General features: G+C 61.8%; 27 protein-coding genes. 3 read left to right on the forward strand and 24 right to left on the reverse strand.

Annotated features, from left to right (window positions below):
* Window positions 1–27 precede the first annotated feature (27 nt).
* The 16 genes from ybgF to H6979_02990 form a co-directional block, all read right to left on the reverse strand.
* Entirely contained in the window at window positions 28–840 is an 813-nt protein-coding gene (gene ybgF / locus H6979_02915; GenBank protein ID MCP5138793.1) for a tol-pal system protein YbgF, read from the reverse strand.
* Between the two features lie 15 nt (window positions 841–855).
* On the reverse strand, window positions 856–1,395 hold the full coding sequence (gene pal / locus H6979_02920) for a peptidoglycan-associated lipoprotein Pal (GenBank protein MCP5138794.1): 540 nt from the start codon (window positions 1,393–1,395) through the stop codon (window positions 856–858).
* 80 nt (window positions 1,396–1,475) lie between these two features.
* Window positions 1,476–2,786, reverse strand: coding sequence for a Tol-Pal system beta propeller repeat protein TolB (gene tolB / locus H6979_02925; GenBank protein MCP5138795.1), 1,311 nt, complete (start codon window positions 2,784–2,786; stop codon window positions 1,476–1,478).
* Window positions 2,787–2,814: 28 nt separating this feature from the next.
* Entirely contained in the window at window positions 2,815–3,687 is an 873-nt protein-coding gene (tolA, locus tag H6979_02930; GenBank protein MCP5138796.1) for a cell envelope integrity protein TolA, read from the reverse strand.
* 23 nt (window positions 3,688–3,710) lie between these two features.
* Entirely contained in the window at window positions 3,711–4,151 is a 441-nt protein-coding gene (tolR, locus tag H6979_02935; protein ID MCP5138797.1) for a protein TolR, read from the reverse strand.
* Between the two features lie 5 nt (window positions 4,152–4,156).
* Window positions 4,157–4,849 carry a protein TolQ gene (gene tolQ, locus H6979_02940; protein ID MCP5138798.1) on the reverse strand — a complete coding sequence of 231 codons (693 nt, stop codon included), beginning with the start codon at window positions 4,847–4,849 and terminating at the stop codon, window positions 4,157–4,159.
* A 16-nt stretch (window positions 4,850–4,865) separates the two neighbouring features.
* Window positions 4,866–5,924 (reverse strand): Holliday junction branch migration DNA helicase RuvB, encoded by a 1,059-nt coding sequence (gene ruvB, locus H6979_02945; protein MCP5138799.1) that lies wholly within the window; start codon window positions 5,922–5,924, stop codon window positions 4,866–4,868.
* Window positions 5,921–6,514, reverse strand: coding sequence for a Holliday junction branch migration protein RuvA (gene ruvA, locus H6979_02950; GenBank protein ID MCP5138800.1), 594 nt, complete (start codon window positions 6,512–6,514; stop codon window positions 5,921–5,923). The genes ruvB and ruvA overlap by 4 nt, the downstream gene beginning before the upstream one ends.
* On the reverse strand, window positions 6,511–7,038 hold the full coding sequence (gene ruvC / locus H6979_02955; protein MCP5138801.1) for a crossover junction endodeoxyribonuclease RuvC: 528 nt from the start codon (window positions 7,036–7,038) through the stop codon (window positions 6,511–6,513). The genes ruvA and ruvC overlap by 4 nt, the downstream gene beginning before the upstream one ends.
* An 85-nt stretch (window positions 7,039–7,123) precedes the next feature.
* Complete coding sequence (gene lpdA, locus H6979_02960; GenBank protein ID MCP5138802.1) at window positions 7,124–8,596, reverse strand: dihydrolipoyl dehydrogenase; 1,473 nt, start codon at window positions 8,594–8,596, stop codon at window positions 7,124–7,126.
* The gene (odhB, locus tag H6979_02965) at window positions 8,568–9,776 is read right to left on the reverse strand and encodes a 2-oxoglutarate dehydrogenase complex dihydrolipoyllysine-residue succinyltransferase (protein ID MCP5138803.1); all 1,209 of its coding nucleotides are present in this window, start codon (window positions 9,774–9,776) and stop codon (window positions 8,568–8,570) included. Before odhB ends, lpdA begins: the two co-directional genes overlap by 29 nt.
* 17 nt (window positions 9,777–9,793) lie before the next feature.
* A complete protein-coding gene (locus H6979_02970) occupies window positions 9,794–12,616 on the reverse strand; it encodes a 2-oxoglutarate dehydrogenase E1 component (protein ID MCP5138804.1) in 2,823 nt (940 codons plus the stop codon).
* Window positions 12,617–12,709: 93 nt separating this feature from the next.
* Complete coding sequence (locus H6979_02975; GenBank protein MCP5138805.1) at window positions 12,710–13,267, reverse strand: hypothetical protein; 558 nt, start codon at window positions 13,265–13,267, stop codon at window positions 12,710–12,712.
* 98 nt (window positions 13,268–13,365) lie between these two features.
* Complete coding sequence (locus H6979_02980; protein ID MCP5138806.1) at window positions 13,366–14,067, reverse strand: hypothetical protein; 702 nt, start codon at window positions 14,065–14,067, stop codon at window positions 13,366–13,368.
* Between the two features lie 8 nt (window positions 14,068–14,075).
* Window positions 14,076–14,483, reverse strand: a complete 408-nt coding sequence (locus H6979_02985; GenBank protein MCP5138807.1) for a c-type cytochrome — start codon at window positions 14,481–14,483, stop codon at window positions 14,076–14,078.
* A 75-nt stretch (window positions 14,484–14,558) separates the two neighbouring features.
* The gene (locus H6979_02990; protein MCP5138808.1) at window positions 14,559–14,831 is read right to left on the reverse strand and encodes a hypothetical protein; all 273 of its coding nucleotides are present in this window, start codon (window positions 14,829–14,831) and stop codon (window positions 14,559–14,561) included.
* 78 nt (window positions 14,832–14,909) lie between these two features.
* Here H6979_02990 and H6979_02995 point away from each other — a divergent pair, with 78 nt between their 5' ends.
* On the forward strand, window positions 14,910–15,524 hold the full coding sequence (locus H6979_02995; protein MCP5138809.1) for a DUF615 domain-containing protein: 615 nt from the start codon (window positions 14,910–14,912) through the stop codon (window positions 15,522–15,524).
* 75 nt (window positions 15,525–15,599) lie between these two features.
* On the opposite strand, the gene H6979_03000 is transcribed toward H6979_02995, so the two are convergent.
* Together H6979_03000 and H6979_03005 are read right to left on the reverse strand one after the other, a co-directional pair.
* The gene (locus H6979_03000; protein MCP5138810.1) at window positions 15,600–18,137 is read right to left on the reverse strand and encodes a TonB-dependent receptor; all 2,538 of its coding nucleotides are present in this window, start codon (window positions 18,135–18,137) and stop codon (window positions 15,600–15,602) included.
* A 68-nt stretch (window positions 18,138–18,205) separates the two neighbouring features.
* Window positions 18,206–19,093, reverse strand: coding sequence for a hypothetical protein (locus H6979_03005; GenBank protein MCP5138811.1), 888 nt, complete (start codon window positions 19,091–19,093; stop codon window positions 18,206–18,208).
* Window positions 19,094–19,291: 198 nt separating this feature from the next.
* Here H6979_03005 and H6979_03010 point away from each other — a divergent pair, with 198 nt between their 5' ends.
* Entirely contained in the window at window positions 19,292–20,164 is an 873-nt protein-coding gene (locus H6979_03010; GenBank protein MCP5138812.1) for a LytTR family transcriptional regulator, read from the forward strand.
* Between the two features lie 22 nt (window positions 20,165–20,186).
* On the opposite strand, the gene H6979_03015 is transcribed toward H6979_03010, so the two are convergent.
* From H6979_03015 to H6979_03030, 4 genes are read right to left on the reverse strand one after another with little or no spacing between them, the layout of a single operon-like run.
* Entirely contained in the window at window positions 20,187–20,582 is a 396-nt protein-coding gene (locus H6979_03015; protein MCP5138813.1) for an SET domain-containing protein-lysine N-methyltransferase, read from the reverse strand.
* 44 nt (window positions 20,583–20,626) lie between these two features.
* Complete coding sequence (locus H6979_03020) at window positions 20,627–20,836, reverse strand: CDGSH iron-sulfur domain-containing protein (GenBank protein ID MCP5138814.1); 210 nt, start codon at window positions 20,834–20,836, stop codon at window positions 20,627–20,629.
* A 40-nt stretch (window positions 20,837–20,876) separates the two neighbouring features.
* The gene (locus tag H6979_03025; protein MCP5138815.1) at window positions 20,877–21,422 is read right to left on the reverse strand and encodes a CBS domain-containing protein; all 546 of its coding nucleotides are present in this window, start codon (window positions 21,420–21,422) and stop codon (window positions 20,877–20,879) included.
* A gap of 53 nt (window positions 21,423–21,475) precedes the next feature.
* Window positions 21,476–23,734 carry a patatin-like phospholipase family protein gene (locus tag H6979_03030; GenBank protein MCP5138816.1) on the reverse strand — a complete coding sequence of 753 codons (2,259 nt, stop codon included), beginning with the start codon at window positions 23,732–23,734 and terminating at the stop codon, window positions 21,476–21,478.
* 58 nt (window positions 23,735–23,792) lie between these two features.
* Between H6979_03030 and H6979_03035 the strand changes: the two genes are divergently transcribed.
* A complete protein-coding gene (locus H6979_03035) occupies window positions 23,793–24,446 on the forward strand; it encodes a hypothetical protein (GenBank protein ID MCP5138817.1) in 654 nt (217 codons plus the stop codon).
* Between the two features lie 23 nt (window positions 24,447–24,469).
* Here H6979_03035 and H6979_03040 read toward each other — a convergent pair whose 3' ends face one another.
* Both H6979_03040 and nhaD read right to left on the reverse strand, forming a co-directional pair.
* Window positions 24,470–24,874 (reverse strand): hypothetical protein, encoded by a 405-nt coding sequence (locus tag H6979_03040; protein MCP5138818.1) that lies wholly within the window; start codon window positions 24,872–24,874, stop codon window positions 24,470–24,472.
* Between the two features lie 64 nt (window positions 24,875–24,938).
* Window positions 24,939–26,384: a sodium:proton antiporter NhaD gene (gene nhaD, locus H6979_03045; GenBank protein ID MCP5138819.1), complete on the reverse strand. Its 1,446-nt coding sequence runs from the start codon at window positions 26,382–26,384 to the stop codon at window positions 24,939–24,941.
* Window positions 26,385–26,416: the final 32 nt, after the last annotated feature.

The following is a 26,416-nucleotide window of genomic DNA, read 5'->3' on the forward strand; positions in this document are numbered from 1 at the left end:
CAGGACGGGCAGCAGGCCGCAAGCCGGCTAGGTGCCCTCGCTGCGCATGGCCTCCAGTCGCTGCCCGGCCAGACGTGCTGCCGTGGTTTCCGGATAACTCGCAACAACCGCCTGCAGCGACTTGCGGGCTGCGGAGTATCGCTTCAGCTCGTAGTTGCAGTAGCCGATCTTGAGCAGCGCGTCGGGAATCTTCCGCGACTTGGGATACTTGTCCACCACAACGGTGAATTCCGCCAGAGCCTTCTCGTAACGCTGACGGACGTAGTCGGTCTCGGCAAGCCAGTACTGCGCATTGTCGATCAATGAACTATCGGGAAATGCCACCATGAACTGGCGCAGCGCTGCATTGGCCTCCTTGTGACGACCCTGCTTCAGCAGCTCGAAAGCTGCCTGGTAGTTCGCGCGGTCGCTGCCACCCGGTACCGGCAACTGGCCCGCTTTCAGTTCCTTGCCATCGAGTACGCTTGCGCCATCGCCCTGCTGGCTACTCCGCTCGGTCGCAGACTTCTCGATGCCCTGCAGGCGCCGGTCTACATCCTGATACTGCTGTTTTTGTGCAGTATTGGCCTGCTCAAGCTGGAACTGCAGCTGCTCGACCTGCCCGCGCAGCGCCTGGCTGTCGGATTGCAGCTGCTCGATCTGTTTGAGGATATTGACCAGACCCTCGCTGTCGATCACCCGCTCAACCCTGGTCAGCCGTGAATCCAGCTCTGAGAGCTTGATGTAGGTCGGATCTTCCTCTGGAGGCACGAGCGAGCAACCCGCCCCCAGCATCGCAACCAGGCCGGTTGCGATCAGGGGCGCCCGGAATGAAGGCCAGCGGGTTCGGGACTGCAGCATGCCGGACTCCAGGGCTTATTGCCCGTATACGATCTCGACTCGACGATTCAGCGACCAGGCTTCCTCATCGTCACCGGTGACTGCCGGGCGCTCTTCGCCGAAGCTCACCGTATTGATCTGGTCCGAGGCCGCGCCCTGCAGCAGCAGGACGTTGCGCACTGCCTGCGCGCGCTTCTCGCCCAGACCGATGTTGTACTCGCGGCTGCCGCGTTCATCCGCATGACCTTCCAGCCGCACCCTGGATGTCGGGTTGGCAGAAAGGTACTTGCCATGCGCCTGCAGAACCGGGTTGTACTCCGACTTCACATCGAAACGGTCATAGTCGAAGTAGATGATGCGGTTCTCCTGCGAGGCACCCGGGCCACCGAGCGCGCTGCCGCCCATCGCGGCACCCTGACCCATGCCACCCTCATTTACACCGGACGACATCGCGCCACCAGCCTGCGTACCAGTGGATCCGGCCGCATTTTCGTCAACCGTGGACTTGGATGGGCCAGCGCATGCCGCAAGCAACATGACAGTCAGCAATGCAGCAATACTCTTCATCATCGTCATGTACGCAAACTCCCTGAAAAAGTTCGTTAAGAAAACCGTATACAAATCTGTCCTGCCACCGGGCCGACCCGGAGACCGGCTCAGTTTGGCGGAAAGGGTGACCAGGCCGGCTCCCGCACATCGCCCTCTACTGTCGAGAGGCGCTGCTTGATACGACCATTGGCGCTTACCGTTGCCAGCACCCCCCGCTTGCCCTCGCGGGTCGCGTAGATCAGCGTTTCACCGTTGGGCGCAAAGCTCGGCGACTCATCCAGCCGGCCATCGGACAGCACCTGAGTATAGGACCGGGCCAGATCGACGAGCGCAATTCTATAGTTGCCGCGATCGTTATGCACCACGGCCAGCTGCTTGCCGTCGGGCGACATTCTTGGCCTCGCGTTGTAGCTGCCCTCGAAGGTCACGCGCTGGCTTGCCCCGCCCAGTGCCGGTACACGGTACACCTGCGGTCCACCGGTCGAATCGGAGGTGTAGTAGATCTGCTGGCCGTCGAGCGACCAGGCCGGCTCCGTGTCGATCGCCGCACCGCTGGTCAGGCGAGTCAGCATCTGGCTGTCCAGATCGAGCGTGTAGATATCCAGATTGCCGTCCTGCCGCGACAAGGACACGGCAAGCTTTCGGCCATCCGGCGACCAGGCCGGCGCCCCATTGACTCCGGGCCGGGCCGAGGCCCGCTTGCGCGCTCCGGAGCGCAGGTCCTGCACATAGATTTCAGACCGGCGGTTTTCAAAGGATACGTAGGCGATCCGGCGGCCATCCGGCGACCAGGCCGGCGACATGATCGGCTGCGCCGACTCCAGCATGATGTGCGGGTTCTCGCCATCGGCATCGGTCACAATCAGACGAAAAATCCGTTTCGTGGCCGGGCCTGCGACCGTCACATAGGCGATACGTGTGGAAAACACGCCACGAATCCCGGTCAGCTTCTCGTAAATCAGATCCGCCACGCGATGGCTGTTGCGGCGGAAATCCGCCGCATTCGTCGCTTGCCGGTAGCCGAGCAGCTGCTCGCCTCGCAGCACATCGAATACCTGAAACCGGATCTCGAACTGGTCGCCAGCACCCTGCACGACCTGCCCGATCACGAGAATATCGCTGCCCTGGATTTTCCAGTCGCTGAAATCGACTTCTGCACCCGTAACAGGCCGTTGCAGCATGTCCTTGCGGTCCATGGGCGCGAATCGCCCCGAACGTGCAAGGTCGGCAGCTACAATCGCTGCAGCATCCTGCGGCGGCTGGGCGCCCGTACCACTCCAGCCAAAGGGCACCACGGCAATGGGTACCGCCTTGTCCACGCCGGCGGTGATTTCGATCTGCAGTTCGGCACGCAGGCCGGCCGAGAACATCAGCAAGGCGAAAACAGCGGCAGCGCGCTGCCAGTTGAGTCTGTTCATGAGGCTCCCGATCCAGATTTCCCGAAGGCTATTCTTGCGGTTTGAACACAAAGCGCAAGTTGCGGTCGAACAAGGCCTGATTCGCCGGCATGGGCAATGGCGAGGCGCGCAGCACTGCTGCCTCGATCGAGCGACGGACGGCATCATCCGCCGGACAGTTACCGATGCGCACACCGGTCACCTGGCCGCCAGGAATCTGCGTAACGCTCAGCTCGCATTCAAGCCCGGCTTTGGCACTTGGCGGACGCACCCAGTTGCGCTCCACTTTCTGGGCGATGAGCGCGACATACTCGGCCAGCGCGCCTGAATCAGCCGCGGCCAGCAAGGCGTCTTCCTCAGCCAGCTGGCGATCGAGTTCAGCCTGTGCAGCGCGGCGACGTTTGTCTTCAGCTGCCCGGCGTTGCGCTTCGGCCTTCTCGGCTGCCGCCTTGTCCGCAGCCTTCTTTTCGGCGGCCTTCTGCTCGGCGGCTTTCTTTTCGGCAGCTTTCTGCTCGGCAAGCTTCTTCGCGGCGAGCTGCTTTTCAGCCGCTTTCTGCTCCGCACGCCTGGCTTCGGTTGCCTTCTGCTCGGCGAGTTTCTGTTCTACAAGCTTCTGCTCGCTCAGCTTGCGCTCGCGTTCAGCCTGCAACCTGTCCGCTTCGGCCTTCTGCACCGCCGGGTCCGGCTGTGGCGGCTCGGCTGGTCGCGCTTCAGGTGCGGGCGGCGGTGGTCGGCGCCGCATCTTGCGCACGGCATCAGGATCGATGAGCGTCGCCTTGATGCCCAGATTCGAGGGTGTGGGCTTGTGTGGAATGACAATCCCGCCTAGCAGGATGATCAACAACAGCACCCCGTGGATACCGAGCGACCAGGCCAGACTCCACCTGTCGCCCGCCGAACCAGGAAAGCCCGCGTTGCGCATGGCTGCCGCTCCGTTTGCCGGCATCAGCCACGCCGCCGCAGCTTCGTCGGCGGCTCGGTGAGGAAACCGACGTTCTTTGCACCGGCCTCCTTGAGCAGGACCATGGCGGCCACCACTTCGCGGTAGGCCACGCGCTGATCTGCATTGACCAGAACGGGGGTCTGCGGATTGCGCCGCAGCACCGCCGAGGCGAGTTCCACTACCTTTTCCGGCTCAATCGGCTGGTCTTCGTTGTCACCGACGCTCAGGTACATACGGCCCTCTGCATCCACAGAAAGCACCAGCGGTTCATGGTCTTGCGCAGCAGTGATCGGATCCGCCGCCGCTTCCGGAAGTTCGACATCGATACCCTGCGTGAGCAACGGTGCGGTCACCATAAAGATGACCAGCAGTACGAGCATGACGTCGATATAGGGAACGACATTGATATCGCTCATCAGCCGGCGTTTACGCGTCTTGCGCATGGCGGCTACCGGGAAGCCTGTGTCCGGCTGTGGGCATGTCGCTGCAGCACGCTGAAGAATTCCTCGATGAAGCTGTCGTATCGGACTTCCAGACGGGCCACCTTGTCGGCATAGCGGTTATAGGCAATGACCGCCGGGATCGCCGCAAACAGGCCGATGGCAGTCGCAACCAGCGCCTCCGCGATCCCTGGCGCCACCACAGCGAGCGTCGCCGACTGCACATTGCCGAGACCACGGAAGGAATTCATGATGCCCCAGACCGTGCCGAACAGGCCGACGTAGGGGCTGGTAGAACCGATCGTCGCCAGCGTGGACAGGCTCTCTTCGAGGCGATCCATCTCGCGCATCTGGGCCACATGCATCATCCGGCGCACACCATCGAGGACCTGGTCCGGGGACATGTTCTGCTGGGCCGTCAGGCGACGGAATTCGCGGAAACCTGCTTCAAAAAGTCCGGCCATGTCCGCCGGCTCGGTCTTGCCGCGCGTAATGTCACGATAGATGGCATTCAGGTCGCCGCCTGACCAGAAGCTGTTCTCGAAAGCATCGGAACCGCTGAGGGCCTGATTGAGCAGGCGCCGTTTGCGGATGATGATGGTCCACGAGGTCACTGAAGCAACCATCAGCAAGGCCATGACCACCTGCACGACAAAGCTCGCGTTGACGATCATGTCGAAGAAAGAATAGTTGTCGGACATCAGATATTGCCTGTACTCATGTTGCTGACGGGTCCCCGGAATCAAACAGCCCCGGCCCGGCATCGCTGCCGCTCCGCGGCGGTTGCAGACCAAAATATTGCCAGGCGCGCCGCGTTACCATGCGTCCGCGCGCCGTCCTGCTCATGAAGCCCTGCTGAATCAGAAAGGGCTCGATGACGTCCTCGATCGTACCGCGCTCCTCGCCCAGCGCCGCGGCCAGCGATTCGACGCCAACCGGTCCGCCATCAAAGCGTTCGATGATCAGCAGCAGGAAGCGGCGATCGAGCAGATCAAATCCGCCCGGATCCACGTCGAGCAGGTCCATCGCCGAGCGGGCGATAGCCGCATCGATACATCCGTCCCCCTCGATCTCGGCAAAATCGCGCACCCGGCGCAGCAGGCGGTTGGCAATGCGCGGCGTACCCCGCGCCCTGCCGGCCAGCTGTGCGGCACCTTCCGCATCGATCGGTACGCCGAGGATATCGGCCGAGCGCACGATGATGGCATGCAGTTCTTCCGGCGAATAGAACTCAAGGCGCTGCACGATGCCGAAACGGTCGCGCAAGGGTGAGGTCAGCAGACCGGCCCGGGTGGTGGCACCGACCAGGGTGAACGGTGGCAGATCGAGCTTGATGGAGCGCGCCGCAGGGCCTTCGCCGATCATGATATCGAGCTGAAAATCCTCCAGCGCCGGATAGAGCACCTCCTCGACGACCGGACTCAGCCGGTGGATCTCGTCCACGAAAAGCACGTCACGCGGCTCGAGGTTGGTCAGCATCGCAGCGAGATCACCCGGTCGCTCCAGCACCGGACCCGAGGTATGCCGGATGTTTACGCCGAGTTCGTTGGCGATGATGTTTGCAAGCGTGGTCTTGCCGAGACCCGGCGGACCGAAGATCAGCGTATGGTCGAGCGCATCGCCGCGCTTGCGCGCAGCGGAGATGAAGACCTCAAGCTGACGCTTCACGGCCGCCTGACCAACATAGTCGGTCAGACGCTGCGGGCGGATGGAGCGATCAAGTGAATCCTCGCCGGCACCGGCCAGGGTGGCGATGACGCGCTCGTCAGTACTCATGTCCGCACCGCACCGCGCAGGATCACCCGCAGCAGATCTTCCGTCGACTGGCCCTCGTCGGGTACGCGATCCAGCATGCGTCGCGCCTCGGGCGGCTTGTAGCCAAGCGCCAACAAGGCGTCGAGCGCCTCGGTACGCGAGTCGGCAGGCATTGCCGGCCGGCCGGAGCCACCGCCAGCGAGACCCGGATGACGGACGCGGTCGCGCATCTCGATGATCACCCGCTCAGCTGTCTTGCGACCGACACCGGGCAGACGCATCAGCGAAGCAACGTCATCGGTTTCCACACAGCGAATGAAAGCATCGACGCTCAGTCCCGACAATACGCCGAGGGCGGTCTTGGCCCCTACACCGCTGACCTTGAGCAGATCCCGGAACAGGCGCCGCTCCACTTCCGTACTGAAGCCAAACAACGTGTGATGATCCTCGCGGATCAGCAGATGGGTACACAGCTGCACGCTCTCACCCGTGCCCGGCAGCCGAAAGCAGGTGGACATGGGCGCTTCGACTTCGTAGCCGACCCCGCCCACGTCGATGAGCAGGAACGGCGGCTCCTTGTGCGTCAGCACACCGCGCAAGAACCCGATCATCGGCGCATTCCGGCAACCAGACGCCGTGCGCCGGCCAGCCGCTCGTTGAGTGGTTGTGTATGCGCATGACACAGGGCTACAGCCAGCGCATCGGCAGCATCCACCTCCAGCGCTTCGCGATGATTGAGCAGCACGGCAACCATGTGGCTGACCTGCGCTTTCTCGGCATTCCCGGCACCCACGATGGCCTGCTTTACGGCCCGTGCCGCGTATTCGAAGACTTCCGCGCCGCTACCGAAAGTGGCGCAGATCGCCGCTGCCCGGGCCTGCCCGAGCTTGAGCGCGGAATCAGCATTGCGGGCCATGAATACCTGCTCGACGGCCACTGCGCCGGGCTGATATTGCTGAACCAGGGCCTGTACGTCGGAAAAGATGGTCTGCAAACGCGAAGGCAGTGCGCCCGCCGCAGTCCGGATGCAGCCGCTGGCCACATGCACCGACCGGCGTCCGTCCGACTCGATGATGCCAAAGCCGGTGATCCGGGAGCCGGGGTCGATACCGAGAATGCGCGTAACCCCGCTCACGCCTGGCTCCCGACATGCGAATGAAGATCCTGCACAGCGCAGGATGATAACTGAATTGCCGCGTCAGCCGGAGGTGCGGTGAAGCTCAGTGATTGATGGCATGCAGGGCGCGACGATCGGCCGACAGCGCCGCCTCGTGTATGGCTTCGGTAAGGGTCGGATGGGCATGGATCGTACGCTGCAGATCTTCGCAACTGGCTTCGAATTCCATGGCGACCACTGCTTCGCCGATCAGTTCACCGGCCATCGGCCCGATAATGTGCACGCCCAGCAGCCGATCAGTGGCGGTATCAGCCAGTACCTTGACGAGGCCAGCCGCCTGTTCCATGGCCTTGGCCCGGCCACTGGCCGCGAAATTGAAAGTCCCGACCTTGTAGGACTGGCCGGTCTCCTTGAGCTGTTCCTCGGTCTGACCCACCCAGGCGATCTCCGGCGAGGTATAGATCACGCTGGGAATTGCCGCGTAGTTGACGTGCCCGTAACGACCGGCGATGAGATCGGCGACCATCACGCCCTCTTCAGAGCCCTTGTGGGCGAGCATTGGCCCGCGTACCAGATCGCCGACAGCCCAGACATTCGCGGCTGTGGTGCGGCACTCGGCATCGACCTCGACAAATCCGCGTTCGTTCAGCTGAACGCCCGCCAGCGGATCGAGCAGCCCGTCGGTACCCGGCCGGCGCCCGACAGCGACGATCAACCGGTCCACTTCCAGCGAATGCCGGCCGCGCCCGTCCTCATAACTCACCACGACCCCGGCATCGGTCTGCACGGTTTCGATCACTTTGGCGCCGAGCCGGATATCCAGACCCTGCTTCTTGAACTGCCGCTGCGCGTCCTTGGCAATCTGGCCGTCAACCATGAACAGGAACCGGTCCAGCGCCTCGATCACCGTGGTCTGCGCGCCCAGCCGCTGCCAGACGCTGCCAAGTTCGAGCCCGATCACGCCGCCGCCGATCACCCCGAGACGGGCCGGTACGGCATCAAATTCCAGGGCACCCCAGGAGTCCACGATCCTTTTGCCGTCGAAGCGCGCAAAGGGCAACTCGACCGGCACGGAGCCTGCGGCCAGCACCACATGCTCGGCCTCCAGCAACTCCGGCTCACCGTTGTCTGGCGTATAGCGAATCTTGTTGGCGGGCAGCAAATGACCGTGGCCAAACAAACTGTTAACCCCGTTGGCCTTGAACAGTTCCTGTATGCCACCCGAGAACTGGCGAACGATTGTGGCCTTGCGTGCCTGCATTACCGACAGATCAAGCCCGGGCTTGCTGACCTGGATACCGTGACTTGCAAATTCGTGGCCAGCGCGATGAAACAGCTCGGAGGATTCGAGCAGCGCCTTGGACGGAATGCAGCCTGCGTTCAGGCAGGTGCCGCCCAGCGCGTGCTTGCCGTCGCGGTTCTTCCAGGCATCGATACAGGCGACCCGCAGCCCGTTCTGGGCCGCACGTATGGCGGCGATATAACCGGCTGGCCCGCCACCGATGACTACCACGTCGTACTTGCTCACGACCGCACTCCTTCTGTCCTCAGATACCCAGCAGGAGCCGTGCCGGATCCTCGAGGGTTTCCTTTATCGCCACCAGAAACTGCACTGCCTCACGACCATCGACGATGCGGTGATCGTAGGTCAGCGCGAGATACATCATCGGACGGACCACAATCTGCCCGTCGACGACCATCGGTCGTTCCTGGATCTTGTGCATGCCGAGGATCCCGCTCTGCGGGGGATTGAGGATGGGCGTCGACAGCATCGAACCGAAAACGCCGCCATTGGTCAGCGTAAAGGTTCCGCCGATCAGGTCATCCATGCCGAGTGTGCCATCGCGCGCCTTGCGGCCGAACTCGGTAATTGCCGCCTCGATGGCCGGCAGGCTCAGCCGTTCGGCATCGCGCAGTACCGGAACGACGAGACCACGGTCGGTCGAAACCGCGACACCGATATCGTAGTAGTCGTGATAGACGATTTCCTGACCTTCGATCGAGGCATTGACGCCCGGATAGCGACGCAGTGCCTCGATCGCCGCCTTGATGAAGAAGCCCATGAAGCCCAGACGAGCACCGTGCTGCTTTTCGAAGGCCTCCTTGTAGCGGCTGCGCAGGCTCATGACCTCGCTCAGATCAACCTCGTTGAAGGTGGTCAGCATCGCGGCAGTCTGCTGTGCCGTAACCAGCCGTTCCGCAATCCTGGCGCGCAGACGCGTCATCGGCACACGCCGCTCGCTGCGACTGGCGGCAACGACCGGTTCGGGCACCGGTGCGGGCCGGGTCACGGGCGAGGCGACGACATCGCTTTTCTGAATACGTCCCTGGGGACCGCTGCCCTTGAGGGTCGCCGTATCGACGCCCTGCTCCGCGGCCAGCCGGCGTACCGCCGGACCCGTCTTGCCGGCATTGCGCTCTGCGGGCGGCCCAGCGGCAGGCGTTGCTCTGGCTTGAGCCGCTGCAACGGCAACAGGCTTTTTCGCTGCAGCAGCCGGGCCCGCCGATGCACCGTCCGCGGCTGCCTCAAAGATCGCCAGCAGCTGCCCGCTCGTCACCGTGCTGCCCGCCTCCACCCGGATCTCGCGCAACACACCCCGCTGCGGTGCGGGCACTTCGAGCACCACCTTGTCGGTTTCGAGATCGGCGAGATTCTCATCGCGCTCAACGGAGTCTCCTGGCGCCTTGTGCCAGGTCACGAGCGTCGCGTCGGCCACCGACTCGGGGAGGCGCGGCACCTTGACTTCAATCACCATCTGCAAACACCTCCTGTTTAACGCACGTCTGCCGACAGCGCGGTTTCAACCAGCTCCTGCTGCTGCTGGACATGCAACTGGAAAATTCCCGGCGCCGGTGCAGCCGCACCGGGACGGCCAGCATAGTAGAGTTCCTGCCGCTTCTGCAGCGGCCGCTGCAACTGATGGCGGATCTGGTACCAGGCCCCCTGGTTCTGCGGCTCCTCCTGGCACCAGACGACTTCCCGCGCCTGTGGATAGCGGGCCAGCAGCGCAGCGTACTCATTGCCGGGGAACGGATAGAGCTGCTCGATGCGGATCAGCGCCACATCGGTCTGGCCTTTGGCGCGCCGCGCCTCGAGCAGATCGAAGTAGACCTTGCCGCTGCAGAATACGACGCGGCGTACCGCCGTTGTCTCCAGCGAATCAATCTCGTCGATGATGAGCTGGAATCGGCCACGGACCAGTTCATCAAGTGGCGAACTCGACAGCCGGTGACGCAGCAGACTCTTCGGCGTCAGCACGATGAGCGGCTTGCGCAGCGCGCGCAGCATCTGCCGGCGCAGCATGTGAAACATCTGCGCCGGCGTGGACGGAATGCATACCTGCATGTTCTGTTCCGCACAGAGCTGCAGGAAGCGTTCGAGACGCGCAGACGAGTGCTCCGGCCCCTGCCCTTCCTGTCCATGCGGCAGAAACAGGACGAGGCCGCACAGACGGCCCCACTTTTCCTCGCCCGAGCTGATGAACTGGTCGATGACGACCTGCGCCCCATTGCAGAAATCACCGAACTGCGCTTCCCAGATCACCAGAGCGTCGGGGTCCGTACTGGAATAGCCATACTCGAAGCCGAGCACCGCCTCTTCGGACAGCAGGGAGTCGGTCACGGTAAAGCGGCTGCGCTCCTTGCCGCCCGATATATTGTCGATCGGCGTCCAGGTCTGTTCGGTGAGCTGGTCGTGAAGCACGCAGTGACGGTGAAAGAATGTACCGCGACCGCTGTCCTGGCCGGTCAGCCGTACATTGATGCCCGCACGGACCAGACTGCCGTAGGCCATCAACTCGGCGAAACCCCAGTCCATCGGCAGCTCGCCGGCAGCCATGCGCTCGCGGTCCGTAACCACTCGCGCGACGCGCGGATGCAGACTGAAGTGCTGTGGGATGGTATTGATCTCACGCCCCAGGATCGCGACTTCCTCGCTGCCCAGCGCGGTCGACTCCGGCTCGTCCCAGTCGGCCTTGACGTAGCGGCTCCAGTCCACCGTGTATTCATTGCCGACCATGCCCAGCACGGTCTGCGGCAACGACAGACCTGCGTCGACACGCTCCCGGTAGTCCTCGCTCATGCGATCGGCCTCGGGCGCATCCAGAACGCCGCGCTCCATCAGCTTCCGCGCGTAGATCTGCCGGGTCGTCGGATGCTTGCGGATCGTCTGGTACATGAGCGGTTGAGTTGCACCCGGCTCATCGGCCTCGTTGTGGCCGTGGCGCCGATAGCAGACCAGATCGATCACCACATCCTTGTGAAAGGTCTGACGGTATGCCAGTGCCAGGCGAGTAACGAAGACCACGGCTTCCGGATCATCGCCGTTCACGTGCAGTACAGGGGCCTCGATCATGCGTGCAATATCGCTGCAGTAGGCCGTAGAACGCGCATCGCGCGGATTGCTGATGGTGAAGCCCACCTGATTGTTGCAGACGATATGCAGTGTGCCGCCGGTGCTGAAGCCGCGCGTCTGGGACAGCTGGAAGGTTTCGGCCACCACGCCCTGCCCGGCAAACGCCGCATCACCATGCAACAGCACGGGCAGGATTTCACTGCCGTCGACGTCACCGCGACGCTCCTGCCGCGCACGCACCGAGCCTTCGACCACCGGATCGACGATCTCCAGATGCGAGGGATTGAAAGCCAGGACCACATGGACGTTGCCGCCTGGCGTGCGGATATCGGACGAGAAGCCCATGTGGTACTTCACGTCACCCGAACCCTTCACGCGCGCCGGATCGTAGACACCTTCAAATTCGGAGAACAGGGCCTGCGGCGCCTTGCCAAGGATATTGACCAGCACATTGATCCGGCCACGGTGGGCCATGCCGAGTACCATCTCCTGGATACCGCTGGCGCCGCCCTGCTGAATCAGGTCATCGAGCAGTGGCACCAGACTGTCGCCACCTTCCAGCGAAAAACGCTTCTGACCCACATAGCGTGTATGCAGATATCGCTCGATGCCTTCGGCCGCAGTCAGCTGCCTGAGAATGTGGCGGCGGTCGTCGTCACTGAAAGGGTCGCTGAGCATGCCGCGCTCAAGGCGTTCACGGATCCAGCGTCGTTCCCGTCCCCGGGACAGATGCGCATAGTCGGCGCCAACCTTGCCGGCGTAGACGCGTGTCAGCGTGCTCATCAGCTCGCACAGCGTCATGCGCACATCGGTCTGGCCGGCCAGATTGCCAACGTAGAACTCTGTATCGAAATCAGCCTCGCTGAGTCCCAGCTGGTCGAGACGCATGACGATGGGCATGGCGCGCTTGTCGAGCCCGAGGGGATCGAGATCCGCGATCTGATGACCGCGCAGGCTGTAAATCTGGATGAGTCGCGAAACAGAGGCCTGCTTCTCTGCCGATGGCTGTGCGCCGCTTCGCCGGGGTCCGGATCCGGGATGCGGCGACCGGCTGATCGTCGCTGCACCTGAACTGGCAGCCGAACCGGGCGCTTGCGGTGCCTGCTCGGCAAAAAACCGGCGCCACCTGGCATCCACGGAACCTGGATCCTTCAACCAGCTCGCGTAGAGTTCTTCGACGTACTCCGCGTTGCCCGCAAAAAGTGGCGACGCAGCATAGATCTGCTGCAGGCTCTGGCTCATATCGATTAACTGTTTCAGAAACTGCCGGGGACGCCGTGGATTCTACCTGTTCTGTCCTGCCGGCTCATGGTCAATCACCGGGATCGGGTCCGCTCAGAAGTAAACGACAAACATCCACACTTCATAGGCCAGCAGCACGGCATAACCGGCACAAAAGAGTTGCAGCAACCGGACCACCGGAAACATGCCCATGAACTGCCGTCGGGCAACCACTGCGAGCAGCACAGCGGACAGACACGTACTGCCGATCTTGACAGCCAGAAAAGTCCTGACGTCGTGTGTGATCAGCGCGTGCATGACCGCATTGACCTCCTGCGCGCCAGAGGCCAGGAGATTCAGCGTAAACAGCGCGTCAGTGCAACTCATCAGCACGACGGCCAGAACCAGGTAGAGGACGCGCGGTTCATGCCAGTCGAGGAAGACACGCTCATGGTCCCCCTGACGCCGCCCCTGACGCCGCCGGGGACGGAAGCTTCCGTAGGCAAATGACCAGAACGAGTGGCTGCGCCGCTCATTCATGCGGCGCTCGGCAGCCAGCGCGGACGAACCCGGGATCTGTCCGGTCAGTCGCTGAAACCAGCGACTCCAGACCGAAACCTGTGCACTGCCCGTCACCGCGCGATCAGTAGATGGCCGGATTGGATGCCCCACGCACCGATATCCTCAGGACTTGCGTATCCGCAGCATATTAGAGGTTCAGGCGGTGCTGCAGCTTGCTGGAGTTCGCACTCCGGCAGCGGACCGGGCTGCTACTTTGGGCGAACGGGCGCGTCATCCGCAGTCGTCATCATGATACCGGGCTTCATTTCGCCCGACGCGAGCGCCTTCAGGTAGTCGACCGTCGCCAGATGGCAGTAGCTCTGGCCCTGAACTTTTTCCGGCAGAAACCAGGTGATCCAGCTGTCGTAGTCCTGATACAGGCCTGGTGAGCTGATGTGTATCGCGCCATCCCCGTCGCGATAGCTGAGCTGGAAATCGGCGAGGTATGAGCGGCCCGTAAAATACGGCTCGTTCTCATCGACGATAAAGGCAGCCGCCCTGGCCGCAGCCCCCGCCTGACTGGCTTGCTGCAATTCCGCGACCGCCTGCGCGCGGATCAGCCGCGTGACATCAGGACAGTACAACTGCTTGCCCGCGGCCTTCGGGCCATAGGCTGCACGCAGATGTGCTGCCGTCTTTACTTTGCAGGACACCATGACCGGCAGCTTCCCTGCGTAGCTCACCACCTGGAAAATCTCCAGCGGATCAACCAGCGGCTTGGAATGCCGGTACGCAGGCATATCGGTGAACAGTGTGTTTCTTCCGACCATCCTGGTGCTGGCGAGAAGCTGCTGGGCGGACACGCAAAAAGCCGGCGAATCTGCTGCCGGCAGCGGCGCCGCGCGGACCAGACCCGGAGCGAGCGAGACCAGACCCGCGACAAACATCAGGAATCTGCTGAAGCTTCGCATCACGTACCCTACTGCTGGATCGAACGCAGATAGCCGACCAGTTTGTCGATCAGGCTCTGTGCGGCTGCCCGACCGGGCTGATCAGGCGGGGCCTGCGCTTCGAGTTCATAGCCCCATACCGGCATGTCGCGCAGACCATGCGCCGGCAGCACGGCGCGCCCGTCGACGATCTCGCGGATCCGCTGCTCGGGGAATTCGCCATTCTGCTGCCGCCGGGCGATACGGGTCAGGTCTGGAACCATCACCTTGAGCGTCGCTGCCACCGGCCCGTCACCATAGGCCTGTGGTCCATGACAACTGGCGCAGAAGCGCTGATAGAGCTGCGGACCGCTATAGCTCAGCAGCGGCTCAAGCTCCGTGGCATGCAGGGCAGGAACCATGCCGAGCAATACGGTGCTGACCAGAATACGAAGCAAGGTGACTCTCCCGGGTTCAGGCAGGACGTTGATCTTGCATTGTGGCAGCAGCGATCGCAACACGCTGGCGATCGGTCAGAACTTGTTCAGGATCTTCTTTGCGCGGATTTCTTCGAGCTTCTTTACCGTGGCCCTGGTCTTGATGCGTCGGGCCTCGTCCTTGTCCATGCCGGCTTCCACCGCCTGCTTTGCCGCATCGAGCCGTTGCCGGCTGTGCTGCACCTTCAGCGTGCGCGAGGCAATCGCCCGATCTACATGCAACAGGGCCGGTTCCACGGATAAATCCCCGGCAAAAAGCTGCTCTTCAAGTTCACGCTTGCGCGTCTGCAGTTGCTCCAGTGTCGCCATATCTCTCAGTCTTGACCATAAAGCCGTTATGCGTATGTGGTGGTTTATGATACACGCCCGCCGCAGGATCCCCGCTTCATGTCGCGCAAACCCGGCAAGGGCTACTACATCGATGGCGAGTTCGTGCCCCAGGGGAGCGAACTCGACCGCCAGTTCAGGGCCGAACTCAAAGGCACTGACGCCGCCAGCCGCACCGATCTCAAGCGCGAGAGCGAGGAACTGCAGGCGCTCGGCGAGGCACTGCTGGCATTACATGGCGACGCCCTCGAGCAGCTGCCCCTGTCGCACGGGCTGCACAACGCCATTCTGGAGGGCAAACGGATCAATGCCCGCGGCGGCGGCCGCCGTCAGCGACAGCTGATCGGCAAGCTGATGCGACAGCAGGAAGCGGAAACGGTCGAGGCCATACGCGCCGCCATCGCGTTGCAACATGGGCTGTCCGCGCGGGAAAAGGCCATGCTGCACCTGGCTGAGAGCTGGCGGGACCGGCTGATCAGCGATGACCGGACGCTGGATCAATGGCTCGCGGAACATCCCGGCACGGATGCCCAGCAGCTGCGCACACTGATACGCCAGGCGCGCAAGGATGCGGGTGCGGAGAAACCCGGCGGCCAGGCGCGTCACGGGCGGGCATTTCGCGGAATCTTTCAGCTGGTACGGGAACAACTGGGACCTGAGCTACCGATTCCCTGATCTGCCTGGAGTGCCCGGGACGACACGGAGAGTCATCGTGCCGCCCCGGGAGCCAGGGGGAGAGATCAATCTCGACTATTCACCACCAAACCGGTAGCTGGCACGCAGCCCGACAACCCGGGGTGGTGGCAGGAAGGCAAATATCGCTTCGTCTCGCGGCTCACCGCCAAAGTTTCCGCCATACATGCCGTCACGGAAGTCCTGGTAGCCCTGCGCCCACCGCACTGTGTCGTCATCGAAGAGATTGGTGACATAGGCCTCGACCAGCCAGTCACCGGTCTGAACGCCGAGCTGCGCATCGACGCTCCAGAAGGAATCGACATAGGCAGTATTAATGCGGTCATAGATGGCACGCTTGTCCTGATACTGCCCGACCGTATTCACGTACCACTCCATATCACCGGCCAGCGGTCGCGTGTAGTTGGCCTGCAGCACCAGCGCATTTTCGGGGATACCCGCCACATCTGCGCCGCTGCAGTCACCCAGCGCGTTGCCACAAATCGCCATATCCTTCTCGTTCACACCGCCGCTGTTGGCGCGGATTTCCGAATAGTTGAAATCTGTCCATTCGGCATCGGTATAGGCATAGCCGGCACCCAGCGTCAGCGCGTCGGTCGCACGCCAGACCAGCTCGATTTCGACACCTTTGGTTTCAGCTTCGGCGGCGTTGACAATACCGGCCGCTGCCCAACCTGTATTCGGATCGGTCACCGTCACACCGACCTGGCGGTCGGTGTAGTCGTTGTAGAAAAACGCCACATTCGCCTGTAATGACCCGTCCAGCCACTCGGTCTTGGCACCCAACTCGTAGGCCCAGAGCTTTTCCTGGTCGACCCGCGCATTCTGTGGTGTCGCGAACTGTGAAGTCCCGAACCCGGCCGGCTTGGTCCCCTTGGCCACGGAACCATAAACCATCACGGCATCGGTGATCTTGTAGTCCAGTGCCACACGCGGGTTGATGGTGTTCGAGTTGACAGTATCCGATGCCGGCAGCACTGGTGGCGCGCCGAAACTGAAGTCAATCGGCAGATTGAACACATACTGTGACACACGATCAATCGAGGTATTGGTTTTTACTTTTATCTCATCGTCGATGTAGCGTGCTTCGAGCGTCAGTCGCAACCGATCGGTGATATCGAAACCGACCAGGCCAAATACCGACCAGCTGAAGGTATCCCTGTCGATCGTCTTTGCCGGAGTGCCCGCCACAGCGGAAGCCGCATAGCTGCAGGCAAACTCGAATGGATTGGAGCCACAGAATCCCGGCACGAAGAGGATATTCGGATCATTGAACCAGCCCAGCGAGTTATCCACGTTTCGGGTGTCTTCCCAGAAACCGGACAGACCCACCAGCCAGTTCCAGCGGCCCTGGTCGTTGGACTCCAGGGTAAATTCCTGGTTGAAGTAATCGGTATCCGTTGAATCCCGGTACTCGTTGGCCAGTGACAAACCGACACCCATGAATACCGTACCCACGCCGTCCTGGTATTCCGGATCTTCGTCGAGCGTGGCTTCATTGCTCAGATAACTGGTCGAAGACCTGAAGGTGGTGGAACCCAGGTCCCACTCCAGCTTCAGGTAGCCAAGCAGGGTTTCATCGCTACTGCCGGCAAACGGTGCATTGGTGCGCTCCGAGACCGACAGGTTCACGTCATCTTCATTGACTGAACCAACGGTACCGAGCCACTGACCGTAATCCTGGGTTCCCATGAAGCTGAAGTCTGCCGTGGTACCGGCGGGCAATTGCTGCCCCATGAGGTAAAAGGTATTGGCGTTCGCAACCTTGACTACCGCCCGCGGATCGCTGTCGGTTTCGCTGTAGCTCACGCTGCCGGTTATTTTCAGGCTGTCGGTTGGCGTATATATCGCCACCAGGCGCGCGCCATGACTGTCGCCGCCGTTAAGTTCGCCATTGGCCGCCGGTACCGCAGAGTTGTGATTGTCGTAATAGCCGTTCGAATCGTACCAGCCCAGATTCAGGCCGATAGCCAGTTTGCCGTCAATCACCGGGCCTGACACCGAAGCGCGCAGGTCGTAGGTACTGTAATCGGCGATATCGGCACTCACCTTGGCCTCCATCGCGGTCATGGACGGCTGTCTGGTGATGTAACTGATGGCGCCGGCAAAGGCGTTGCGACCGTAGAGTCCGGCCTGCGGCCCCTTGACCACCTCGACACGCTCAAGGTCCAGAAGGCGGGTATTGAGCAGCGATGATCCGCCGCCTGCCGTCACGTTTTCACCGCTGACGTCGATACCGTCGACCAGAACCGCCGCACTGGTGCGGCCGCGTTCACTGTTGATGCCACGAATGGAGATGCGCGTATCAGCCGCTGAAAACCCCTGATCAAACTGCACACCCGGCACCAGCTTGACTACATCTGCTGTACTGCTGATCCCCTGCTTCTCAATCTCGTCAATACTGAACGATGACACCGCTACCGGAATGTCCTGCAGGTTTTCTTCTCGACGCCGGGCAGTCACCACGATTTCGGCAACCGCCTGCGACCAGCACGGTGTCGTCACCAGCGCAGTTGCCGGCAAGGCCAACAGTGATAGCGCAGCTGGCGATAACAATATCGCGACACCGGCGCCCAGAGTCTTCTTGGTTCTCATTCGACAGTCCCCCATTCAAACAAACAAGCAATATCGCCAAAACACCGTCTCACCACCCGTGCGACCGGTCAGACGGCAAGGGCGTCACCGGAACGCGGCTCCATCGACCGGTAGACCATGATCAGCACCCCGACAAACAGCAGCAGCACGGTGAGCATTACAGGCGCGTATTCAACCGGCTTGATCCAGATTTCCGGATATAGCCCCCAGCGCGCGAAAGACTCTATGGGCAGCCAGAGAATATTTCCGGTCGGTATTGCGTAGCGGAGTGTCGGCCCGAAGCCCCGTTGCTTCAGCAGCCGGGTCACAAGCCATAAACCCCACACCAGAATGCCAATCGTGATCGACATCGCAGCAAGCGAGTCGTAGCGAACACCGCGCGGATCGTTGATGTAGATCGCAAACAGGTAGATGGTCCAGACCAGGAATACCGTTTCCATCGCTGTATTGCGCGCATGCTGGCGTTTGAAACCCGGCGTCATGCTGTCGGGTCGCAGATTGAAGGTGCGATGGAACCACATGAACATGCGGCACCGGGTGTCCTTGTTGGCGCCCAGAAATATCAGCAGGCTTATTGCGATCAAGGTAGTAGCCTGGATCATCAGCAGTTCCGACGACAGGATTGCGAAACCCTTGTCCATGACGGGCTGGATACCGAGAGAGTGACTGAAGTAGCGCCAGCTCCACTCGAAGGAACCACACCAGATCAGGTTGCCGCCGATGTAGCCAAGGATGGTGCCCTGGGTTTCGCTGCGCTTCATGCCGATCCAGACCAGCACAAAACCCAGGAAACCCATTGGCCAGGAGATCATTCCGTCCAGCAGGCCTGCGCCACCGGTCGCGGCAACCTGCAACACCACCAGAGAGTGGCCCAGCGCAAGGCCGCCCCACACTATGAGCAGACTCATCAGCCCCAGCAGGGGCTGCTTGCCCAGTCGTTCAACGACAGAATCCATCCGGTAAATCCGTCCGCGGCTCTGGAAGATCAGGAGGCGGCTAAACTAGGCATTGGTGACGAACGCCGCCAGCGAAGATTCCTGAATTGCAACGGAATATCCTAGAATCGCATTCGTGCAGCACGAATTTGTCGTGCGCCCGGGTTCAAACACAGGGATATGCCAGTACAGCCCCCGAGCGACAGCAAGCCAGCCATCGTGAATACGATGCAGCAGCTCGGAGCCGACCTGAGCTGGCAGATCCTCGCCTTCTATCTGCTGGTACCTCTGGCGCTTGGCGGTTATGGGGCGATCAATAATTGGCGATTGATCGAATCCATCGGCCCGCTGTGGGCAGTGGCCTTCTATCTGGGCCATGCCTTTGTGCCCTGGTTCAGCACCTGCCTGCTGACCGCACTTGCAATGCGTTTGCTTCAGCCGTGGCGACCCCGGCCCGTCTTCATCATGCTGGCCGGACACACGATGGCATGCCTGATCACCCTGCCCTATATCACCTGGCTGACGAGCCTGTTTGCCCTGCACTGGCCAGCCAGCGGCCTTGACGCTCAGCCGACAAGCCCGCTGGCTGTCAACTACTGGGGTTACTGGCTGCGCGCGGGGGCTATCTGGCTGTGCACAAACTTTGTTTTCGACCGCTTTTTGAATCTGCCCCGCTATCGGTACGACACCGTGTCGCGCAGCGCAGCCCCGAAATCTGCCGCAGCGGACACGTCAGTCATGGCTTCCAATGTAAGCCGGCCGGCATTCCTCGAACGGGTACCCGTCGGCATACTCTTGCCCGACGTCATCGCGGTAAAAGCCGAGCAACACTACATCCGGATCGTGACTGCAAAGAAAAGCTATCTGGTTCTGCATCGCTTCAGCGACGCCCTCTGTGAGTTGCCGTCGGACGACGGCTTGCAGATCCATCGCAGCTGGTGGGTAAGGCGGAATGCGATTCAGCGGGTACGACAGAACGCCCGCAAGATGTCAGTGGTTCTGCAAACCGGAGAGGAAATCCCGGTCAGCGGCCCCTACCAGGTACTGGTACGGCAACTTGCGCGGTCCACGGCACTGCCCGTAACACCCTGACCGACAACCAGCCACCGCCAACCTAAATCCAGCCGCGACAGCGCTTTGCACCACACAGGCAGGGCAGCTTGCCCTCGTGGTGACTCTCGCCATAGTCCACCGTGAGTTCCTCGCCCGCCCGGATCCGGCGCAGGGCATAGAACTCGGCCCGCTCCCGCGTCAGTCGGGTGAAGGTGTTGGGTGCACAGGAATGATTGATGTAGCGGAAGCCGCGCCGGGTGACTGATGCGTCGATCGCCCAGCGTTCCAGTTCGATGATGGCAACGATGCGCTTGCCGGTCGCACGACGCCGCGCCTCTGCAATCGGGATCACCTCGCCCTCGAACTCGCCGATCTTGGCGCGTGCCGGAATCACCGTTCCGGCAAACAGGCCTCGTCCGGTGATCCGGCTGGGCGCGACGCGGAGCGCGTCGTAGATCGGCGAGGCGTAGACAACTCTCTCGCCGGTCCGGCCTCGCCTGCTCAACCTGGCGTCAGCTCGCACTCTCCGCCTTCCGCCGTGAAGCCGATCTTCCGGTGCGTACCGTCACACAGGGGTTTGCTGCCGGATGCGCCACAGCGGCACAGGGCAATCCGGTCTTTGCCGGTCTTTGTGCCGGCCTCGCCCGTCCAGCTCCACTCTCCGCTGGTATCGATCAGGAACGGACCATTCGCTACGACAGTGATCTTCATGAACGTCTCCAAAATGACAATCGGTGATGGTACCGGACATCTACAGCCGGTTGATGCGCAGACCAGGCCGAACACCTTCCTTGGCCTTTTCCACGGCACGCACGAGCGCGGCGTGTTCATGGCTGCCCTGGCCGGAGTGCAGATACAGATCGGCAGCGGCCAGCACCCTGTTCAGCAGGTGTTCGCGCTCCGAATCACTGACGAGGGGCAGACCTTCCCGGGACTCGGCAGGCCGATGCGCCGGACCCGGCAACTGCTGGATGAGCAGGCGTATCAGATCGGTAGAGGTTACGACTCCTGTCACCCGGCCATCTACGTCGACCACCGGCAGGGAATGAAACGCGCCCGAGACCAGAATCTCCGCCGCGTCCTGCAACGATGCGGTGGCCGGAATGGAAACCGGATCCGGTTGCATCAGTTCGGCAACCGTTGCTGCGGAAGCATCCATCAAGTCGCTGGCGCTCAGCATTCCCACCAGCCGGCCATCCTGCAGCACGACCAGATGGTGCAGCGATTTCCGTGCCATCAGCAGTCGGGCAAGTTCCGGCGTCGCCGTCGGTGCAACGAACACCGGGGGTTCGGTCATAATTCGGGTGACAGGCTGATCACGCATGGCGCCTCCGGAAATTGAACGGTCCGCTACCAGATTGCATCGAGAATGGAACCTTCACGTATCGGCCGACCAAACGCAAACTGAAGTTCCCAGAAGCCATTGTTGGTGCTGCCCAATGATACGAGAAAAGGTCCGACGGGCGTGCGGCCGCTCAGGCTGACAGCCGCACCGAGGATGGTGCCATCGTTCACATCGTCGATCCGGCCCGCGACATCGCCGGCGGTGAGTCGCAGACCACCGTACAGCGCCTGCCCGAACAGGCGTTGTATGTCGCCGAGCTTGCGGTAATAACTGGTCCCCGATATCCAGTAACTCGTGCCGCGCAGTTGCTGACGCTCAAGCCCGGGGAAACTGTTGATTCCGCCAATCGCAAACAGGTCGTACGGCGGCAGCGTGCCGCTGAGTTCACCGCCTCCGGCCGCGAAGACATGCAGCACATCGCCGCGGAACGGAATCACCTTCAGCACCAGTCCTTCTGCCTGCTGGTAGGACTGCTCACCGTTCAGCCAGGCACCGGAGGACTGGTATCGCGCCGTCAGCAGGCTGCCCAGGCTCGGCAAGCCAACGACATCCCGCGTGTCGTAGGTCGCCTGCAGAACCAGGTCGGACTCATGCGTCGTGGACAGGTCGGCAAGCGCGGCGCTGTCACCGGTCTGGAGATCGGCTCCGGCCCAGCCCTGTCGCAGCCCGGCCCGCAGTTGCGCCACCCTGCCGATATTGAGACCAAGATCGATCTGGCCAAAGCCGCGCCGGAACGAAAACTCGCCGATCTTGTTCCCGTCGACGTAGAGCCCTTCTATGTTCCGGTCAAACTCGAGATAGGGCTCGACAAAAACCCGCTGGCGGATTTCCAGCGGCTGATAGAGGCTTGTGCGGAGCAGCAGATCCTGGCCAACCTGCACCGTATTGCGCCACTCGCCACCGTACGGGTTCAGCCAGGTACGGGTATGTTCGCCGAGTAATGCGAAGGAAAAATCTCCTCCCGCCGTAAAACCGAGCCCCAGATCAAACTTCAGGAAATCGGGTCCCCAGGATTTCTCGGTTGCCCTGAACTCGACCGTGGGATCAACCGGCGTATTGACCACGCTGTATTCAACTTTCTGGAAATCACCCAGGGCATAGATCCGACTGGAATCCGTCGCGATGGCACCCAGGCTCACCTCTTTGCCCGGCCGGGTGGCAATCACCCCCGTGCGCACGTACTCGGAATTGACGCGATCCAGGCCGGTGATACGGACCCCGGCCACCCGGATCGGCTGCTGGTAATCACGGCTGAGGCTCGCGCGCCAGGCCTTGTATTCCGCTTCCGGCAAGGCATAGCGCGCCAGTTCAGCAGACTTCGACAGGGCGGCGGCACGCCCGAGCGGTATCGCATCGGGCACCCGCTCGAAGCTGCCTGAACCGATGTCGCCCATCGGCACGACGATACTCACGTCCTTGTCCGTCAGGGTAGCGAGCTGGGCCCTTCCGTTCGCCTCGATCATCACATCCAGTGAGCGGGTGGCAAGCGCCAGCGCCGAATCCAGATCCTCGGGCTTTGGTGGCGGGCTGGACAGGGATACGGCGATGATTACATCGCCACACAGCTCCCTGCCGATATCAACCGGCACGTTGCGCATCTGTCCGCCGTCAGCCAGCACCCGTTCACCGATGACGACCGGCGAAAACGCGCCCGGCACCGCCATGCTGGCCCGCATCGCAACGGTGAGATCACCATCGCCGAGGACCACCATCTCCCCGGCCATCATGTCGGTCGCGACGGCACGAAAAGGAATCGGCAAGTTGTCGAAATCATCGACATAACGCGCACCGGCCACCAGGTTCCGGAGCAGCTCCTCGATCTCCTGCGATTTGAGAACACCGCCCGGTGCCCTGATCCTGCTGCCCTTGAATCCGAACTCCAGGCTGTTGGTATAGGTACTGCCCTGAAGTTTGCGATTGATCGGCGCCTGGTCACGTGCGCCTGCGGTCCCCACTGTGCGCGTCCAGTCGACCGCCAGAACCCTGCGCTCGATTTCCGCGGGCGGCACGCCGCTGGCAAAGGTCGCGCCAACCAGTGCACCCATACTCGTGCCTGCCACGCAATCCACGGGAATGTGCATCTGATCGAGTACACGCAGAACGCCGATATGCGCCGCACCCTTGGCACCGCCACCGCCCAGCACCAGGCCGATTCTTGGCCGTGCCGGCGCTTCGGCCACAGGCTCGGTTGCGTGGATCGCGGTTACCGGCGGCAGCATGAGGAAGAACAGGGTTACAAGCTTGCCGTTTCTGGCTCTGCGCACAGAGTTCTCCGGAACGAGTCAATCCTGTGCGAGTATAGGGTGAAATCCGGAGCCCACGATGATCAGTTCCCGCCAGACGCTTGCCTTGATCGTCCTGTTCACGGTCCTCGCTGCGCCCGTTCATGCAGCTGAGCCGGGCGAGTACCGCTTCGCCCTCACACCCCTGCTCGGCTACCGGATGGGTGGCGATTTCGAGAACGAAGACACGGGCGCAAAGGTATCGCTGGACGATGCAGCTGCAGTCGGCTTCATCCTCAATGCACCGGCTGAAGCGGTCGGTGACGATGCCTACACCGAGTGGGAACTCTATTTCAGCCGACAGTCGGCCGGCATCGACGAGGCGCCCGCCGGCGTGGATCCGGCACTGGACATGAATATCAGCTACCTGCTGCTCGGCGGTACCTATGTCGGTGCAGGAGAACTGGTACGACCCTTTCTGGCGGCCGGTATCGGTGCCGCGCACCTGAGCCCGGATCGTTCCGGATATGGTTCAGACACGGTGTTTGCCGTCGGTATCGGCGGCGGCGCACAGGTTTTCCCAACCGAGCGAGTCGGCCTGCGCATGGAAGTGCGGGCGCTGGGTGCCGTGATCGACAGTCACAGCAATATCTTCTGCGCCTCGGGGCCCGAGGGATCAGCCTGCGCGGTCAGCGCCAGTGGCAATATGCTGTGGCAGTGGGAAGCATTCGCCGGACTGGTGGCGAGGTTCTGAAAGCGGCGCAGCGGGCGATCCGCTCAGCTGTCAGTCCCCAGTTCCTTCCAGCGGTTGAAAAAATACACGCTATTGAATGCCCAGAGACCCATGTTCATGCTCAGCGGTATGTGGACGATCCAGCCCCAGCGCCGCCGCGTGAGTACGCCATAACTGGCAATGCCAAAGGCCACCGCATAGACCATGACAAACGGCGCCCAGTCCGGATAGAAACCAATGCGGGTCATGGCGATGCCGCCGGCAATGCCGGCAACTGCTGTCATCAATCCACTGTAGCCGAGGAAATATCCCCACTTGTAGGACATCGTGCCCGGCAGGCGTACCGAGAGCTGCGCATCCCTTTTCTGCGAAAAAAACAGGCAGACCACGATACAGACTACCGCCACAATGAATGGCACGGCCACACCCGCCACGATCAGATCATCCACGTTCTTTCTCCATCAGTCCCGGCCCATCATCAGCTCGCCACGTGGAGTCCCGCCATGACCGGGGTCAAAATGCCGCCGCATTCAGCTCCAGGTGCACCCAGATGCTCGCCGCATAGCCGAGTGCGATCGCCCATATCCAGCGCAAATGTCCGAAAAACGTATAAACGCCCCTGGCCTGGCCCATCAGCGCGACCCCCGCGGCCGAGCCGATGGAGAGCATTGAACCGCCCACACCGGCGGTCAGCGTCACCAGCAGCCAGTGACCATGCGACATGTCGGGGTTCATGTTCAGCACCGCGAACATGATCGGGATATTGTCCACGATCGCCGAAGCAATGCCGACGAGTATGTTTGCCTTCAGCGGCCCGAGATCCGTATAGGTCGCATCCGCAAGCAGATGCAGGTAACCGAGAGCGCCCAGGCCACCGACGCTGATCACCACACCATAAAAGAACATCAGCGTGTCCCATTCGACGCGCTTCATGCTGATGAAGATATCGAAGGGCCGCGTGGCCGGCTTGAAGCCCTCGGGGATCAAGACTTCCATCGCGCTCGGGTCCTGGTCGCCGCTCCTTTCCTTCGTTTCCCGGCGACGCAGAACAAAGCCGTAGATACTGAGTATCCCCATCCCGGTCATCATCCCGAGCGCCGGCGGCAAGTGCAGGAAGTTGTGCAGGCTTACGGTCATCGCAATGGTCAGTGCAAACAGCGCGACAACGATATGGCCACCGGGCTTCACGGCTGCCCGTACCGCAAGTTTGGCCGGCGCCGCATCGGGCACGGCAAATGCCATGATGACTGCCGGAACCAGCCAGTTCACCAGCGAGGGCACAAACAGCGCAAAAAACTCCTGGAAGGTCACGACACCTTTTTGCCAGACCATCAGTGTCGTGATATCGCCGAAGGGACTGAAGGCCCCACCGGCATTGGCTGCCACCACGATATTCGAGCAGGCAATCGCGATGAAGCGCGGATTGCCCGCCCCCACCGAAACCACCACCGCGCCCATCACCAGTGCGGTGGTCAGGTTGTCGAGTATTGGCGAAAGAAAAAATGCCAGCAGACCGGTTATCCAGAACAGCGAGCGGGGATGAAAACCGCGGCCGATGAGCCAATCCCGCAGTGCATTGAAAACCCCGCGCTCCTGCAGCGTATTCACGTAGGTCATTGCGGCGAGCAGGAACAGGAGCAGCTCGGCATACTCCTCGATCTGCATTTTCAGCAGATCAGTGGCACCGGGAACCCCGGCACGCGCATAGGAAATCGCAACCAGTATCCAGATAACGCCAGCCATGACCACTACGGCCTTTGACTTGCGCAGGTTCGTAAACTCTTCGGCAATGACGAACACGTATGCAAGGACAAATCCCAGCAGCGCGGCAATGCCAAGTGATGTAGCCGTCAGATCGGGAATTTCCATCGCTGCACCGGCTCCGCTCGCATGTGCACCCGCAGGCAGCGCGAGTGCCGCAAGAAATACGGCAGCACGACAGAGGCTGGCGACAGTCATCAAAACGCTCCGGAACCCGATTGACGTCGCAG

This window comes from Chromatiales bacterium (genome assembly GCA_024234935.1).
Classification (GTDB): domain Bacteria; phylum Pseudomonadota; class Gammaproteobacteria; order Steroidobacterales.